Source organism: Christensenella sp. KGMB01412, assembly GCF_055522415.1.
This window is the reverse complement of the sequence record NZ_JBVFVW010000004.1, coordinates 309,513-324,525: the sequence shown is the minus strand read 5'-3', so window position 1 is coordinate 324,525 and position 15,013 is coordinate 309,513. Positions and strand designations below refer to the sequence as shown.

General features: G+C 50.5%; 12 protein-coding genes. 3 read left to right on the top strand and 9 right to left on the bottom strand.

Annotated elements, in window-relative coordinates:
- Positions 1-57: 57 nt before the first annotated feature.
- The 3 genes from ACS5WU_RS09100 to ACS5WU_RS09090 all read right to left on the bottom strand — a co-directional run bounded on the left by ACS5WU_RS09100 (position 58) and on the right by ACS5WU_RS09090 (position 5,312).
- Positions 58-2,136: a BglG family transcription antiterminator gene (locus ACS5WU_RS09100; protein WP_302760391.1), complete on the bottom strand. Its 2,079-nt coding sequence runs from the start codon at positions 2,134-2,136 to the stop codon at positions 58-60.
- Positions 2,137-2,139: 3 nt separating this feature from the next.
- Positions 2,140-3,681, bottom strand: coding sequence for an FGGY-family carbohydrate kinase (locus tag ACS5WU_RS09095; protein ID WP_046443675.1), 1,542 nt, complete (start codon positions 3,679-3,681; stop codon positions 2,140-2,142).
- A gap of 77 nt (positions 3,682-3,758) precedes the next feature.
- The gene (locus ACS5WU_RS09090; protein WP_059109705.1) at positions 3,759-5,312 is read right to left on the bottom strand and encodes an aldolase/citrate lyase family protein; all 1,554 of its coding nucleotides are present in this window, start codon (positions 5,310-5,312) and stop codon (positions 3,759-3,761) included.
- A 286-nt stretch (positions 5,313-5,598) separates the two neighbouring features.
- Here ACS5WU_RS09090 and ACS5WU_RS09085 point away from each other — a divergent pair, with 286 nt between their 5' ends.
- The 3 genes from ACS5WU_RS09085 to ACS5WU_RS09075 all read left to right on the top strand — a co-directional run bounded on the left by ACS5WU_RS09085 (position 5,599) and on the right by ACS5WU_RS09075 (position 9,672).
- Positions 5,599-7,962 carry a glycyl radical protein gene (locus ACS5WU_RS09085; RefSeq protein ID WP_059109706.1) on the top strand — a complete coding sequence of 788 codons (2,364 nt, stop codon included), beginning with the start codon at positions 5,599-5,601 and terminating at the stop codon, positions 7,960-7,962.
- Position 7,963: 1 nt separating this feature from the next.
- Positions 7,964-8,848 (top strand): glycyl-radical enzyme activating protein, encoded by an 885-nt coding sequence (locus ACS5WU_RS09080; RefSeq protein WP_302760389.1) that lies wholly within the window; start codon positions 7,964-7,966, stop codon positions 8,846-8,848.
- A 284-nt stretch (positions 8,849-9,132) separates the two neighbouring features.
- Positions 9,133-9,672: a DUF6144 family protein gene (locus ACS5WU_RS09075; protein WP_046443671.1), complete on the top strand. Its 540-nt coding sequence runs from the start codon at positions 9,133-9,135 to the stop codon at positions 9,670-9,672.
- A 177-nt stretch (positions 9,673-9,849) separates the two neighbouring features.
- Here the strand turns inward: ACS5WU_RS09075 and ACS5WU_RS09070 are convergent, their stop codons facing one another.
- From ACS5WU_RS09070 to ACS5WU_RS09045, 6 genes are all read right to left on the bottom strand, one after another.
- Positions 9,850-10,140, bottom strand: a complete 291-nt coding sequence (locus ACS5WU_RS09070; RefSeq protein WP_046443670.1) for a hypothetical protein — start codon at positions 10,138-10,140, stop codon at positions 9,850-9,852.
- Positions 10,141-10,236: 96 nt separating this feature from the next.
- Positions 10,237-10,983, bottom strand: a complete 747-nt coding sequence (locus ACS5WU_RS09065; protein ID WP_052740471.1) for a hypothetical protein — start codon at positions 10,981-10,983, stop codon at positions 10,237-10,239.
- Complete coding sequence (locus ACS5WU_RS09060) at positions 10,983-13,187, bottom strand: heavy metal translocating P-type ATPase (RefSeq protein ID WP_302760388.1); 2,205 nt, start codon at positions 13,185-13,187, stop codon at positions 10,983-10,985. The genes ACS5WU_RS09065 and ACS5WU_RS09060 overlap by 1 nt, the downstream gene beginning before the upstream one ends.
- Entirely contained in the window at positions 13,184-13,585 is a 402-nt protein-coding gene (locus ACS5WU_RS09055) for a heavy-metal-associated domain-containing protein (protein WP_059109710.1), read from the bottom strand. Before ACS5WU_RS09055 ends, ACS5WU_RS09060 begins: the two co-directional genes overlap by 4 nt.
- Complete coding sequence (locus ACS5WU_RS09050; RefSeq protein WP_160295622.1) at positions 13,582-14,217, bottom strand: HMA2 domain-containing protein; 636 nt, start codon at positions 14,215-14,217, stop codon at positions 13,582-13,584. The genes ACS5WU_RS09055 and ACS5WU_RS09050 overlap by 4 nt, the downstream gene beginning before the upstream one ends.
- Positions 14,218-14,372: 155 nt before the next feature.
- Entirely contained in the window at positions 14,373-14,975 is a 603-nt protein-coding gene (locus ACS5WU_RS09045; protein WP_235811598.1) for a class I SAM-dependent methyltransferase, read from the bottom strand.
- Positions 14,976-15,013 lie beyond the last annotated feature (38 nt).

Genomic DNA, 15,013 nt, shown 5'->3' with positions numbered 1-15,013 from the left:
GCCGTAATGCGTTTATGTCCAGTTTAGCGCATCTACGCCGATATTTAAAATTAATTTTCATTCCTGCCAAAACTCATGGAGAAGCTCCATAACCTCTTCCTTTGTATGTGCGTTTTCGATTCCCCTGACGAGGGCTTTATCGCTGATCACATTAATCAGCTCCGCAAGGGCGTTCATATGTTCTTTTCCGTCCCGGGAGCCCATGGAAAAAATCAGCTTAACGGGATCGTTTGCGGCATTTCCAAACTCGACTTCCTTTTGCAGCACCGCCAGCCCGATGCAGCTCTGGTTCACTCCGTTTTCCGGCAAGGCATGCGGCATTGCGATGCCTGGCGCAATGACAACGTAGGGGCCCATCTCAATAATATTATCCACCATGGCGTCGACATAGCTCTGCTCGATCAATCCAAGCTCCAAAAGGGGCTGCGCGCTTACCCTGACCGCCTCTTCCCAATCCGCGGCCAAAGCCCCCACCTGAATTGTCTGCGGCGTGAGCATATCCCTGAGCTTGCGTTCCCTCTGCGGTTTTTCGAGGTTGAGAATGTTTTTCAGCTTGCTCTCAAGGGCGATGATATCCCGGATGTCGCAAGTCTCACCAATCGCATTGATCAGCCTTTCAAATACATTTTGCTGCCCGCGGGAACTTTTTTGTGGGTGCGCTTTGATAAACGAGCGTATCTTTTCAATATCGTTACCGCTGAGCATGGAATGCACCTCGATTACCGTGATATTCCTGCTGTTAACGGGGACTGTGGAAAGAATAAAATCAGGCTGTTCCTTTTCCACAAGCTCATCCACCCTGTGCAGGGAAGCCGTATCGATAATTTCAACCTCAGGAAAATGCCTTTGCATGATTGCCGATATCATTTTTGCGGTTCCAATCCCGTTCAAACAAACCACAAGCACCCTGTATTTATCATTAAACTTACTTAATTTTCGTTCGCTTGCCGCCAAAAAATGCAGCATGACAAGTACCGCCTCTGATTCCTTATCAACCACCGCGTCAAACGCGTTGATTTCATCGAGCAGCCTTCTGACTTCACCGAACAGCTCTTTGTTTTTTTTCACATATTCGTCGAATGTCCCTGTAACGGCCCTTGCCTTCACCGTTGTTTTAAGGGCTCTTTCAAAATGCTGGCGCAGGCTTTGCCTGAGCGTTTGATCCATGTAATATTTTTCATCCGTAAGATCGCTGATGCGTATGATGAACTGTTCGGCAATCAGGTCTGCCTTGATCTCAATCCCTTCGCTTCCATCCGGCTGCAGGATGCGCTTCACCTCGCTTTCGATAAACGCCCTTTCATTCGCGCTTATTTCCATCTTAAGGCTTGCCTGCACCCCGTCAAAAAACTCATTGAGGAAAGCGTCTTCCCCGCTGTATTCCGCCCCGCCTGCCGTAAACCCCTGCGCCGCGCGCGAAAGGGACAGCGCGGTCAGGATTACCACAAGGTAATAATAATCGTCCGTCAGCAGCTTTTTATTTTTGTTTTCTGTTTCACGCAGGACTTTCCCGCACATATCGACGAATTTTCCATCCATCATCTTACGCCATTTTCGTTCAATAACGATGCTGATATTGGAAAATATATCCTGCGTAATCTCCCAAAGTTCAAGCGGCGTGAACACGCTTAAGGCATAGTCTATTACAACCCTGCGCCGCTTTGGTTCGTCCACGTGCAGCATAATACCATACTTTGTTGATTGCAGGCTGTCTTCGCCTATGTCGTCCTTTAAGGAACGTACATCCTCAATCGCCGTTTTCCTGCTCACAAAAAATTTGTCGGCGATTTCATCGTATTTGATAAACCCTTCTGCGTCAAAAAGCATCATGACAATAAAAACCACCCGTTCCTGCTTTGTCATTACGTAATTCTGCAGGTTTGATTCAAGCATGGTTTGTTTTATTTTCCTGATGTTTTCCGGTGATTCGTCAAGGCGAATCCCAAGGCCTTTTTCGCGCAGCAGCTCGTGAAAGGAGTTTTTTTTCAGAAAATAATCGATCTTATCGATATCATAACGGATCGTGCGTTCCGACACGTTGTATTTTTTCGCCAGCTCTTCCACGCGGACAAATTCTTCCCCGTTTGCCTGCTGGCAAAGATATGATATGATTTGGGCGCACTTTTGACTTAACATTCCTTACTCCGCCTTCAATAACTGTGCAAGAGATTCAAAATCCGGTTTTACGTCTTCATAAAGCTTTAGATACTGTTCAAAATATTTTTGGTAGAGCGCGTGGTTCTGCCCGTCTGGTTTGTTAAACTCGCTTACCTCAATAAAATCCTTCGCGACCTCGTAATCCCTGAATATCCCAACGCCTACGCCCGCATTGATTGCATCGCCCATCGGCGCGCCCTTTGCGTTGGGCGTATAGGAAAACTCGATTCCCATCACATCCGCGGCAATCTGCCGCCATAGCGGGCTCTTTGAGCCGCCCTCGCTCACTACAATCGGCAGCTTCATTTCAAGCCCGTTTTCCTTCATGATTTTCACGCAGTGGTAAACCGCATAAATTGCGCTTTCCATCATTGAACGCACCCAATGCCCGCGCGTATGCGATAAGGATAATCCGAATACCACCCCGCGCGCAAGCGGATTCCATAGCGGCGTCCTTTCGCCGGACAGATACGGTAAAATGAGCAGGCCGTTTGCGCCCGGCTGTATTTTCTGCGCCTCTGCCGTCAGGATATCATAAATATCTTCTCCGTTCTCTTTGGCGATCCGCGCGTCGGTTTCCACGAGCGCATCCCTGAAATACCTCATCAGCCCGCCGCAACAGGCCGTTCCCGCAAGCGTCGTATAGTTTTGGCCGGAATACGCGGTATGCACAACGTTCGTCATCGTTTTTGTGAAAACCTGATTTTGGTGCACAACGCCAAGCGCGCCCGCGGTGCCCATGACAAAGCTCGCGTCGCCCGGCATCGTTGCGCCGTTTCCAAGCCATCCCGCATTGCAGTCCATCGTTCCCGCCACAACAGGCGTGCCTGCCGCAAGGCCGCATTCCTGCGCCGCCTTTTGCGTCACTTCCCCCACCACCTCGTCGCACGGGGCGAGCCGCGTGAATTTATCCGGATCAAGCCCGACCTTTTCCGCGATATCCATCCGCCATTTCCGGTTCCTGATGTCAAACACCAAGCCGGTGAGCGACGCATTCGAGTAATCCGTTACAAATTCCCCTGTGAGCAGCATCGTAATATAATTGGCGGGGTTGAGCATCTTAAAGGTTTTCTGGTAGATTTCCGGACGGTTGTTTTTTTCCCATAGCAACTTCAGTGCTCCAATATGCGGATCCAGCGTGTTTGCGGTAAGCTCGAATATTTCATCAGCGCTATAAAACTGCTGCACATACCGGCACTCGTCCACCGCGCGCCGGTCCTGCCATGTCTGGCTTCTGTCCAGCGCATTCCCCTGGCGGTCTACAAAAACGCTGCATGGCGAACACGAGCTTACGCTGATTCCCCTGACTTCCCTGTTATCCACGCCGGAATTTTGGAGCGCGCCGCGCACCACGTGTTTGAACACCCTCCAATAATCCTGCGGATCGTGCTCCGACCATCCGGGCTGCGAAGCAAGCAGTGGGTATTCAATATATCCGCTCCCCAGCAGTGTCCCCTGGTCGTCAATCACGATGGCCTTCGCACCGCTCGTTCCAATATCGCATCCAATCAAATAATTAGCCATAATAACCTGCCTGAAATAATATTAACATCGATCCTTATTATAAATTCAGACAGGGGCAAGAAAAAGTAACAATGGTGTCAACGCCCGCGGAAATCAGATTCCTCATTTTTATCATGTAAATCGGCAAGCCCGGCGATCAGGGAAGGCGGTACGCTGACATAGTCCACGCCAATCTCATCGAAAAAAAGCAAGTTGTTTTTATTTGCAGCTGCGTCGCCGCAAATTCCTACGCTTACCCCTTTTTTGTGGCTTTCCCGCACAACCTTGCTGATACTTTTTTTGATTTCCGGATACAACGTTGATAAGTCCTCTTCCCGCGGCATGCCCAGCGTGTATCGCGTCAAATCGTTTGTTCCAATGCTCAAAAAACCGGCAAGCCCCGCGATTTCCTCAATGTCTTCCACCGCTTGCGGCGTTTCAACCATACAGCCTGTTTTCAGGCGTTCCGCCGGTATTTTCCTGTCCTGCGCGGCTTCTGCAACCATTCTTTTTACGTATACAAAATCCTCAGCACAGCGTATCATCGGCGCCATAATTCCATGAGGCGCAAGATAACCCGCGCCAAGAAGCGCCCTGATTTGCGTCTGATAAAAGTTCCTGTTTTCACAAACCGCATCAATGCCGCGCAATCGCTTTCCCTCTTTTTCCGCCATGAGCCAGGGAAGTCTTTTATCCTCGTCCATATCGGCCAGACGGGCATAGACCGGCAGGCCCGCCTGCAAAATTGTCCGGTACAATTCTTCCTGCTCTTTTTCCCCCGGCTCCCTGTGGTATTGCATCAACAGCGCTTCCGTCCGCAAAAGGCCGATTCCCCACGCACCATTTTTCTTTGCGCTGAGCGCGCCGCGCCGTCCGGTTACGTTCGCTGCAAAAAACGGCTTTGGCTTTGCCTGGCTCTCTTCGCACTTTTTGGGACCGGACGCCTGTATATCTGGGGGCCGTATCACAATATGCTCCTTTTCCGGATCGAATAGAACCATGTCTCCGTCTGCCACTTCATCGTACAAACCTTCCGCCGCAATAGCATAGGGCATTCCTTCGGTTTTTGCGAAAATTGCCGCATGCCCTGTTTTGCTCCCCCGTTCCACTGCTACGCCAAGCGCGCCAGCCATGGAAAGGCGCATGATTTGTATCGCCGATATCTCCAGCGCCACAACGATGCGATCTCTGTAACCTGCGTAGTCCGTTTCGCATCCGCGGGACATGTGCTCCAAAAATCCAGTACAAATACTTTCCAGCTCTACCGCGCCCGAGCGCATTTGTCCGTCTTCCGCCCTCCGCATAATTCCCACATATTGCTCCGCAACAGTTTTCACGGCAGCCTCAGCCGTTTCACCCGTCAGGATTCGCCCCGCAATATCATTATGGAGCTCAGTATCCTCTGCCAAAACAAGGAGGGCTGACAATACCTGTTTTTGCGTTTTACCGTGCGCATAATGTTTCAAATCACGAAGAGAGCGGCAAAACGCGGACGCCGCGCTTTCAAATCTCTGGAGCTGCGCCCGTTTGCCCGCCTGCTGCATTTGCGGCTGCTCTTTTTGCAGGCCAAGCCTTACGGCCTTTCCACAGACTTCTGCCGGGACGATAAATTCGCATTCGATGCTCGCATCCTGTTTTTTATAACGCTGCATAATTGCCGATCCTCAAAACCAATTTGCCATTTCTTTCTATCATATCATCATCCCGGGCGAAAAGAAAACAGAAAGCCACGCTTAAACCATCGATTGTTGCGTGCAATTCTTGTCCTGGGCGGGCGACATAATTGTGACTTTAGACGCTGCGGCGCCTTTACTATAATAAGAATCAAAGGGGCCTTACGGCTTCCGTGGCACCGAAACGCCCGATTGGACGGCATTATCTATCGCGTTCACGGATTTTGTGCCAAAGCACACAGATTTTAATTTGGAGGTTTAAGATATGAGCGACAGAATAACGGCACTGAAAAATGCTTTTTTCTCGGCTACGCGCAGCGCAGATATCGAGCGCGCCGTACTCGTCACGGAAAGCTATCAAAATAACGAAAATAAATCGGATCCCATGAAGCGGGCGCTTGCGCTTCGGCACATTATGGAACACATGACGATTTCCATTCACGATCACGAGCTGATCGTAGGCTGTCACGCCCAAAAAGTCCGCAGCACGCCTATGTTCCCCGATTATGCCGCCGGCTGGCTTTCTACTCAAATGGACGACTTTATGACGCGCCAGGGAGACCGGTTCGCAATCACCGAGGAACAAAAAAAGGAGATGCACAAATGCCTCAGATACTGGAAGGGGCGCGCGCTCGACGAACGCGTTATGGCCTGTGTGCCTGATGATTTGCAGAAGATCATTGATTTTGGCGTGATTTACAATGCCAGCTACGCGTCCAAATCGCCGGGACATCTGGTTCCAAACTACGAGTATTTGCTTGCGACCGGCTTTGATAACATAATTTGCATCTGCAAGGAAAAATTGTCCGCACTGGACTCCCTTATGGACGACTATGTGGATAAACGCGAATTTTACTTATCCTGCATCGAGGCGATGAAGGCGGTCATCAAATACATGAATCGGTTTTCCGCACTTGCAAAGAACATGGCAAAGAAGGAAAGCAATCCCGCACGAAAAAAAGAGCTCCTGCAGATTGCAGAAAACTGTGCGAATATCCCGGCCCGGCCGGCTTCTTCCTACTGGGAGGCGCTTCAGTTTATCTACCTGACACAGCTTGCCATCCAGCTCGAAGGAAACGGCCTTGCGATCAGCATCGGCAGGCTGGATAAGTATCTCTATCCATATTATAAGGCCGACCTTGACGCAGGAAAAATTGACCATGATTCCGCGCTTGAACTGATGGAATGCTTTTACCTGAAGCTGAGCGAGATCGATAAAATTTCCTCGAACGAATCCACCCTTGTGAACACCGGTCCGGCACACGGGCAGACGATCACGATTGGCGGCACGCTCGCCGACGGCAGCGACGTTACAAACGATGTATCGATCCTCGTACTGGAGGCAGACAGGGGAATCGGCCTTGCACAGCCCGATATTGCCGTCAGGATTCATGAGCACACGTCCCAAAGGCTGATCGACGCGGTAACCGAAAACGTAAAGGCCGGACTTAACAAAGTAAAAATATATAATGACAAACTGATTGGGCAGGCAGTAAAGCAAATCGGCGCCAGTGATGCGGATGCGTATAATTTCAGCTTCCTTGGCTGCAGCGAGCCCGTGATCGACGGCAAGACGAACAGTTGGGGCAACTGCGGGCATATCAACCTCGCAAAGTGCTTCGAGCTGGCGCTTAACGACGGGAAGTGCATGCTCACCGGGCAGCAAATGGGGCCGCAGACAGGTGATCCGTGCTCCTTTACCTCCATTGAGGACGTTAAGGACGCCTACCGCAAGCAGGTGAATTATTTTACAGACATCCTTATCAGGTATGACCGCGTGATCGATATGTGCCACAAAAAATTCCTCTCCCTGCCCTTCTGCTCGGTTGTGATCGACGATTGCATTGAAAAAGGCGTTGATTTTGAACGCGGCGGCGCAACATATAACTATACCTCCCCGCTTGGAGTCGGGCCGATTACAGTGGGCGATTCGCTGGTGGCAATCGAAAAATTTGTTTTTGATGAAAAATCACTCAGTATGGCGGAACTGGTCGCCGCACTGAAAAACGATTTTGCAGATAACGAGCCCCTGAGGCTTATGCTCAAAAACAAAGCGCCCAAATACGGCAACGACATCGACAAAGCCGACGACATGAGCGATTTTGCAGTTGCGGTATTCTGCGATGCGCTTGAGGGGCCCAGGAACGCGCGTGGCGGTATTTTTACGGCAGGCATCTATTATATGACTGCAAATGTCCCCAACGGAGAACACACTGCCGCTACGCCAAACGGCAGGCATGCGGGGGAGCCGCTTAACGATGGCGGCGTATCGCCCACACATGGTGACGATAAATGCGGCGCAACTGCAATTTTGAGGTCTGCCGGTAAGCTGTGCAACGTACGCGCAGGGCATGGCTCCGTATTGAACCAGCTCCTGCATCCGTCTATCTTCAAAGGTGAGGACAGCAAACGGGTGTTTGGCGAATATATGCGAAGCATCGTAGATTGCGGAGTGTGGGAAACTCAGTTTAACGTGGTAACGCAGGACGATCTCAAACACGCGCAGGAATGTCCGGACGAATACCGTTCGCTCGTTGTGCGCGTCGCTGGCTACAGTGCGTTTTTCACGGTGCTTGGCAAGGATGTGCAGGACGACATTATAGACCGCACAAGCCTTTTACAGTATTGACATGAAGGGTTGTATTTTTGACGTCCAGCGGTTTTCCATACATGACGGGCCCGGCATACGAACGACAATATTCCTGAAGGGCTGCCCTTTGCGCTGCAGGTGGTGCTGCAATCCTGAATCCATCCATCCTCAGCCGGAGATCCTCTTTAACCCTGACCTGTGCATCGGTTGTGGAATGTGCATCAGGGCATGCCCCACGGGAGCGACAAAAACAATCGATATTGACCGTTCGCTGTGCACGGGCTGTGGAAAATGCGTACAGACCTGCTATGCCGAAGCTAAATACCTTAAGGGAGAATATGTTACTCCAAAGGAGGTTTTGGACATCGCAATACGGGACGCGTCGTTTTACGCCCGTACGGGCGGCGGCGTAACGTTCAGCGGCGGCGAACCCCTTTTGCAGGTGGATTTTCTTGAGGAGACGCTTTCTTTGTGCAAAAAAAACGGTATTGGAACCGCCATTGAGACGTGCGGTTATGTTCCGTGGGAGCATTTTGTACGAATCGCGCCCTTTGTTGATGTGTTTTTATTCGACATAAAAAGCACGGATAGCGATAACCACCTTGCGTACACAGGCGTACGGTGCGAACGCATCATGGAAAACTGCGAACGCCTTTCCAAAGTGGCAAAACGCCTCGTCATCCGTGTTCCCGTAATACCATCGTTCAATTTTGATGTGGGTTCGCTGACTAAAATTGTGCGGTTTGCCGAAAAAATCGGAGTGGCGGAGATCAACTTTCTTCCCTATCACCGGTTTGCCGCGAAAAAGTATACATTTCTTGGACGCGAATACTGGAATCCGGGGATAGAACGGCTTGACGACAGCGTGGTAAAAGCGTGTATCGAAAAAATCAAAACGCCTGTGAAGCTGAGGATCAACGGGTAATTCCCATGATAAAACAGAGAGAACCGTTCTGCAAAGGCGGTTCTTTTTGTTTTTATGTTTTGGGGAGAAACAGCCGTACAGATTGCGTGCGTTTGACCTCCTGCCGGTTTCATGCTAAACTGATACGTAATTTGAATTGAAAGGACATCATTATGCTCGATCCAATCTTTTGCTGATATCGAACCATCAATAAAACAATCCAAAATAAAACGGTGCGAACAGCCTTATGCTTCGCAGTTGTTTTAGTGCACCCAATTTATGAAATACAGAAATGAGGTAATGATATGTTTGATATCAGGAAGATGCAGGAAACAGCCCTGTTTGAAAGGATAAAAGCTGCCGCGGGGGAAGAGCTTGCGGCGGCAATCGTATACGAAGGCGGCGCAGGCAGTATGGACGACGCAGCATGGGTTTGTGAAACCATGAAACGAATGGAGGCCGCTTTTGACACACAGACCTTGAAGCGCCTGCGAATGGGCTGCCAGTGCGGTTACGGCATGGACGAAAAAAAGGCTTTGGTACGGGAGCTTACCCGCTCGGCAAACAATATGGAGGAATTTGCGGGCAGCGAAAAAGCGCACAACGCCGGTCTTTTCACAGAGGACGGAGCCTTGTACCTGAGCTTTCCGTTTTGCCCCTGCCCCATGCTCGCAAACGTAAAACGGCTCGACACGAAAACATGGTGCTACTGCACGATGGGTTACAGCAAAGAGCTTTTTGAAGACGTATGGGGCTGCGAGGTGGAGGTCGACCTGCTGAAAAGCATCAAAGCGGGCGACGATATGTGCCTGATGAGGATAACCCCCTTATCGCCGGTCTGGTAATACGAAACCCAAACCCGTTTATACTTCAGGAAAAAGGCCAATGGCAGAATTTTTCTGCCATTGGCCTTTCTTTTTTACATGGTTTTTTGCTTTATCCCGGGCAATCAATACGCAAAAAACCGTACAGCAAATAAGGGTACGGTTTTTTACGAATTATGTTTTTCTTTCAAAGGAACCTTATGCTTTTTCAGGCTTTTCTTCCAGCTTAACGGTTTCTGCCGTGCAGGTTATGACGCTGCTTTCGCCGCTCATTTCACGTTCTGCAATGATATCCTCGATGTCCTCTTTTGTTTCCATGAGTTCTTCAAGCGACAGGTCTGAAAGATTCATTTTTCCGGAATCCGGAACCGGCAGTCCATGCCCGCGCAAAAACGAATCCACCTTCTGCTCGTTTTTTTTGTAGAAATAAAATCCTACCGCGCTGATTCCAAATCCGATCAAGAGTCCTTTTGCAAGTCCGCTCATCATAAGTTTTTTATCCTCCTTTATCGATCCGGCTTTTGGCCGGTTTCACACTATATTCCGGGCACGCTCCGTCCCTTTGGCGGAACCCCCTTCCGGTTTTTACTCCTGCACGATAAAACGCCCGCCGGAAGCAAGCGGCATCTGCGGATAGGTTTGCAGGTAACGGTTAAAAAACTCTCCCAGGAAAGCTGTTTTCTTAGGATTTTTTGTGTCCCGCACCACGCGCACGTAATATTCGTTTTCGCAGCCCTCTTCGATTTTGAGCATAACGCCCCGGTCACTTGGACGAAACAGGTGCCGCCCAAATGTAATCAGCCACACCAGCGGCGTGGCATAGATCGTCTGCCCTTTATTTACCGCATTGGCCAGATACATGATGGACATGACCTCCGGATCAAAGGCGCCCTGCTCGCACAGCTCATGATATCCATGCTCGATCACCGCACCCGCCGTTGTCCCGACCGCGCACCATTTTGTGATATTGGCAAGTATTGTTGCGGGCATAAAAACCTGCACCGCAATGTTTGCAAGAATGGTTGCAAGGGCAATCCTTCCGCTTGGCGTAATGTTAGGCGTTTTCTTTGCCTGGCAATTCTTTAAATGAATGTATTTCATCCCGTTTTGGTTTGCGTAAGCGACCGCAAGACGCGCCAGTATCTCGTCCTGCGAAATCCCCTCGTACCACACAAGCGCCGTCCTGATCACAGGATTATAGCGAAATCCGTTCACTTCCTTCTGTCCGCACAGGAAAAAGCCCGCGGCGCCGGGATCGGAAAGCCCTTCTGGCAGGCGCACCCTGATCCTTCCGCGCACCGTATGCAATACTTCCAAATCCGAATGCAGCATTATAAATCCTTCTCCCGTTCCTTATCGTAAAACAGCAGGCGGCAGGAATTGCCAACCACTGCAATCGTACTCATATTGTGCAGCATCGCGCTCCAGAAAACGGATATGTTGCTCGCCGCTCCCAAAATAAGCCCCAGCGTATTGATGCCGATTACCATTCCGAAATTCTGCTTGACGATCTCCATTGTTTTGCTCGAAATATCCCTGACCTGCGGAATCAGCATGGGATCGTTTCGCCCGATTACAATATCGGACGTTTCCATGGCGACGTCCGTGGATTTGCTTCCAAGCGAAATCCCTACGTCCGCATAGGACAGCGCAGGCGCGTCATTGATGCCGTCGCCCACCATAACCACCCTGTTTCCGTCGGCCTGCAGCTTTAATACGGCTTCCGCCTTTTGCTCCGGCAAAAGCTCCGCCTGATAGGAATCCGCGCCGATCTGGGAGGCAACCGCACCCGCCTGCTCTTTGCTGTCTCCTGTCAGAAGGGAGATTTCGTCGATTCCCTTATTCCTGAGGTTGTTGACTGCCCTGCGGATATTGGTGCGCGGCTTATCCATCGCGCACAGCACGCCAAGCAGGGTATGGTCCGCCGCAATATAGGTTGCAATGCCAACTTCAGCCGGCATCTGCGCGGATCGCGGCACCCTGATTTTGTTCTCCCGCATATAGGCAAGGCTGCCCGCACGGATACATTTTCCGTCCACCATGGTGCTGCTGCCCTTGGAGATTACGGTCACAGTATCGCTGTGGACCGGTATTTCAACGCCCATCCTGGTACCGTAATCCAAAATTGCGCCGGCAAGCGGATGGCTGGAGGTTTCCTCCGCAGCGCAGGCAAGCGCCACCACCTCGCGCTCCGTATATTCCTTTGTAAGTATTTTGGCGGCCACCACCTCCGGTTTTCCTTCCGTGATGGTTCCCGTTTTGTCAAAAATGATGGTGTTCGCATCACTCATGCGCTCCAGAAAAGCGCCGCCCTTGATTAATATACCGCGCCGCACGGCAGCGTTGATTGCCGCGGAAAAAGCCGCCGCTGTGGAAAGTTTAATTCCGCAGGAATAATCGATCACCAGCATTTTCAGGGCCTGATCCGGCCTGCGCGTAACCGCATAAACCGCAATGGCGGCGAGGAAATTAAGCGGGACAAGATAATTGGAAAACTGATCTGCATAGTGCTGGATGGGCGCTTTTTGCGAAGCAACGTTTTCCACCATATTGATGATGCGCGAAACAACCGTGTCGTCGCCAACCTTTAGGGCGCGCACTGTTACAACGCCGCTTTTTATGATAGAGCCCGCAAAAATTTTATCGCCTTCCTTGCACACAACCGGCAAAAACTCCCCTGTTGTGGAGCTTTGGTCCACAAGCGCTTGGCCGGTAAGCACCTCTCCGTCCACCGTCACCTTTTCGCCCGTGTGAATGACCACCGTATCCCCAATTATGATATCCTCAATCGGGCAATGCTCAAGCTCCCCGCTTTCCAGCATCTTCCACGCATACGCATCTTCCACGCTGAGCAGCTTTTTGATAGACTTGCGCGTACGCTCTATCGTATAAGTAGTCATAAATTCAGCAACATCCGACAGCATAATAATGGTGAGGGCGGAAAAGCTTTGCCCGAGCAGTATGCTGGCCACAATAGAAGTCACGGTCAAAAAATCCGCGTTTAGCTTTTTATCGCGCACAAGCCCCTTCCACGCCGACTGAAAAAGCGGCACGGTAAGGCCAAGGCTCACAATCGCGGGAAAGGTTGTAAACTTTCCAAGATAGGGAACCTTCAGAAGTTCCGTTTTGGCATAATTTCTCAAAAGGGTATTTCCAAGGGCAACCGTAGTACCTGAAACCGCCAGCCTTTTCAGAATAGATTTGGAATCCGCGCCCGGCTGTTCTGTCTCTGTTGCAGACTGGCGGGCATTTTCCTCTTTTATGGCCTTATATGCCTGCATCGCATACGGCTCCAGTACGGAATCTATGGTTTCCTGCAACCGGTCCGCCACACGCTTGTTATGCCTGTAATAAACCAAGAGGTTCTCCGTTACTGAATTAAAGGTAACGGAATCAATATGCGCCATTGCGCACAGCTTTTTGCCGATTTCCTTATAATAATCTTTCAGGTAACGAATGCCTTCATAGTGCAGGCGTATGCGTCCCGTGGTTTGCCGCAGCGTCACCCCATGAAACGTAATTTTGCTGTTTATCATAGTTCCTCCGTTTTTTCCATATCCGGCACGCGCCTTGTAAGCCGCTCAATTAAAAAAGCCTCTATGCGCGCGGGTTCCCTGATACCGGAACGGGCAATGACCGGCGCATATTTTACGCCTGTTTCTATCATGATATTGATCCATTCAAGTATTTTTTTCGTATTGGCCTTAAGCGGATCATAAATAATCAGCAGGCTGCCGACCTTCGGATTCAGCCGGGCGCTTTTTACGCCCGGCAATATTCCAAATGCCTTTGAAATATACGGTAACGAGGCGTTTACGCCCGTCTCCGGAATCAGTCGGAAATTCTTAATTTTAATGCGCAGCCGCCCGGGGATATCTGAATTTATAACCACGCGAAAAAAGGACTTGATCGCTCCTGCCTTCCATCCGCTCATTCGCCGGCGCCCCTTTGTCCAAGCAGTTGATTGGTTCCCCAACGAAGCAGCGTATACCCGTTGGGGAACTTCGCCGGATTTTTCAAAACAAAAAACATCCCAACGCCCATCATAAGAATTGAGATCAAAAAGTTCAGGTCCATCAGTCCGCCGGTTTTATCCGCAACGGCATGGTTCATGGATTGCGCAAATGTGCGGCATTCCCGTCCAAGCAGGGAACCTCCGCTTTCGTTTGCAGCTTCTTCCAGGCCCAGCAGTTTCATAACAGCCGCCTGCAAAAGCTGCGGCTGCACTGCGCAACTGTCGTAGCAGACCAAAAGCGAGCCTGTGACCGTATTGATCGAGACCTGCGAAACCGGCTTTAGCCTGCTGATTTGCTGCTCGGCCTGTGCGGCCATCTGCCCGTTGCCTTTCAAAAACGGAATGGAAAAACGGATCCTGCCGTCAACAGCGCTTTTCACTTCCAGCACGCCGCGGAACGAAGGCAGATTCAGCTGGTTTGGCTTACGCTTGTTTTTACCGCCGTTTAAAATCATGTTTCCAAGAATGGGCAGCAACGCCGCCGCTAAAAATCCACCGCTCATAATATCCCCCTGACCGGCAATGAAGTAAGCCGGTGCTAATTCCCGCATAAAATATATGGGTTAGCTCTTGCTTACCCATTTTTCAGTTTACCTGTTCCTGAAAAAGATGTCAAGATGGATTCTCATCGATATTTCATTTTACCGAATGCAAAAAATGGAGGAAAACAGGTTTCCTCCATTGTATTTGACAGGCAACCGTTCTATCAGGAACGTGCGGACAGGCAAAGCCATCCCTTTTTTTGCTGATGCGCAACGATATCCGTAAATCCGGCTGAACGGAGCCTGTTTTCCAGATCATCGCCCGAATAAATCTTCATTCCGTCGATCCGGTCTGTCCACGCCGTATTTTCCGGGTTGCTCTCCTCGCAAACAAGCAGGAATACGCCGCCCGGCTTAAGCACCCTGTGCACCTGCAAAAATGCGACGGAAAGGTCCGGCCAGAAATACACGGTCTCAAACGCCGTTACCACATCAAACAGGCCGTCTTCATAAGGAAGCGCCATCACATTTCCCTGCACAACCTCACAACGTTTTCCCAAAGCCGCGGCATTTTTCTTTCGGCTCATCTTCACGCTTTCCTCTGAATAATCAACCCCGTCCACAAATCCATTCGGACAAAGGGATAGCAGTTTTTCTATATTTGCGCCTCCCCCACAGCCAATATCAAGCACCCTTGCACCGGGCGCAGGACTGAGGTGGGAAAGCCCCCAATCCGCCAGCTGCGCGTGCCCCGCGTTCATTCCGCGGAGGATTGCGCGTCCCCAAAAACCTGTGGGCTTTCTTGTATTCTGTAATATGCTTTTCAATTTGGACCTCCTTTGCCCGTTTCCTTCCACACGTTGGA

What these genes read in the sequence shown, in the direction of transcription:
- ACS5WU_RS09065 (WP_052740471.1), bottom strand. Translation starts at nt 10,983, where the DNA reads ATGCTGCATTCGGATTTGGAAGTATTGCATACGGTGCGCGGAAGGATC.
- ACS5WU_RS09080 (WP_302760389.1), top strand. Translation starts at nt 7,964, where the DNA reads ATGAAGGGTTGTATTTTTGACGTCCAGCGGTTTTCCATACATGACGGG.
- ACS5WU_RS09070 (WP_046443670.1), bottom strand. Translation starts at nt 10,140, where the DNA reads ATGATGAGCGGACTTGCAAAAGGACTCTTGATCGGATTTGGAATCAGC.
- ACS5WU_RS09050 (WP_160295622.1), bottom strand. Translation starts at nt 14,217, where the DNA reads ATGCGGGAATTAGCACCGGCTTACTTCATTGCCGGTCAGGGGGATATT.
- ACS5WU_RS09060 (WP_302760388.1), bottom strand. Translation starts at nt 13,187, where the DNA reads ATGATAAACAGCAAAATTACGTTTCATGGGGTGACGCTGCGGCAAACC.
- ACS5WU_RS09090 (WP_059109705.1), bottom strand. Translation starts at nt 5,312, where the DNA reads ATGCAGCGTTATAAAAAACAGGATGCGAGCATCGAATGCGAATTTATC.
- ACS5WU_RS09055 (WP_059109710.1), bottom strand. Translation starts at nt 13,585, where the DNA reads ATGAGCGGATGGAAGGCAGGAGCGATCAAGTCCTTTTTTCGCGTGGTT.
- ACS5WU_RS09100 (WP_302760391.1), bottom strand. Translation starts at nt 2,136, where the DNA reads ATGTTAAGTCAAAAGTGCGCCCAAATCATATCATATCTTTGCCAGCAG.
- ACS5WU_RS09075 (WP_046443671.1), top strand. Translation starts at nt 9,133, where the DNA reads ATGTTTGATATCAGGAAGATGCAGGAAACAGCCCTGTTTGAAAGGATA.
- ACS5WU_RS09095 (WP_046443675.1), bottom strand. Translation starts at nt 3,681, where the DNA reads ATGGCTAATTATTTGATTGGATGCGATATTGGAACGAGCGGTGCGAAG.
- ACS5WU_RS09085 (WP_059109706.1), top strand. Translation starts at nt 5,599, where the DNA reads ATGAGCGACAGAATAACGGCACTGAAAAATGCTTTTTTCTCGGCTACG.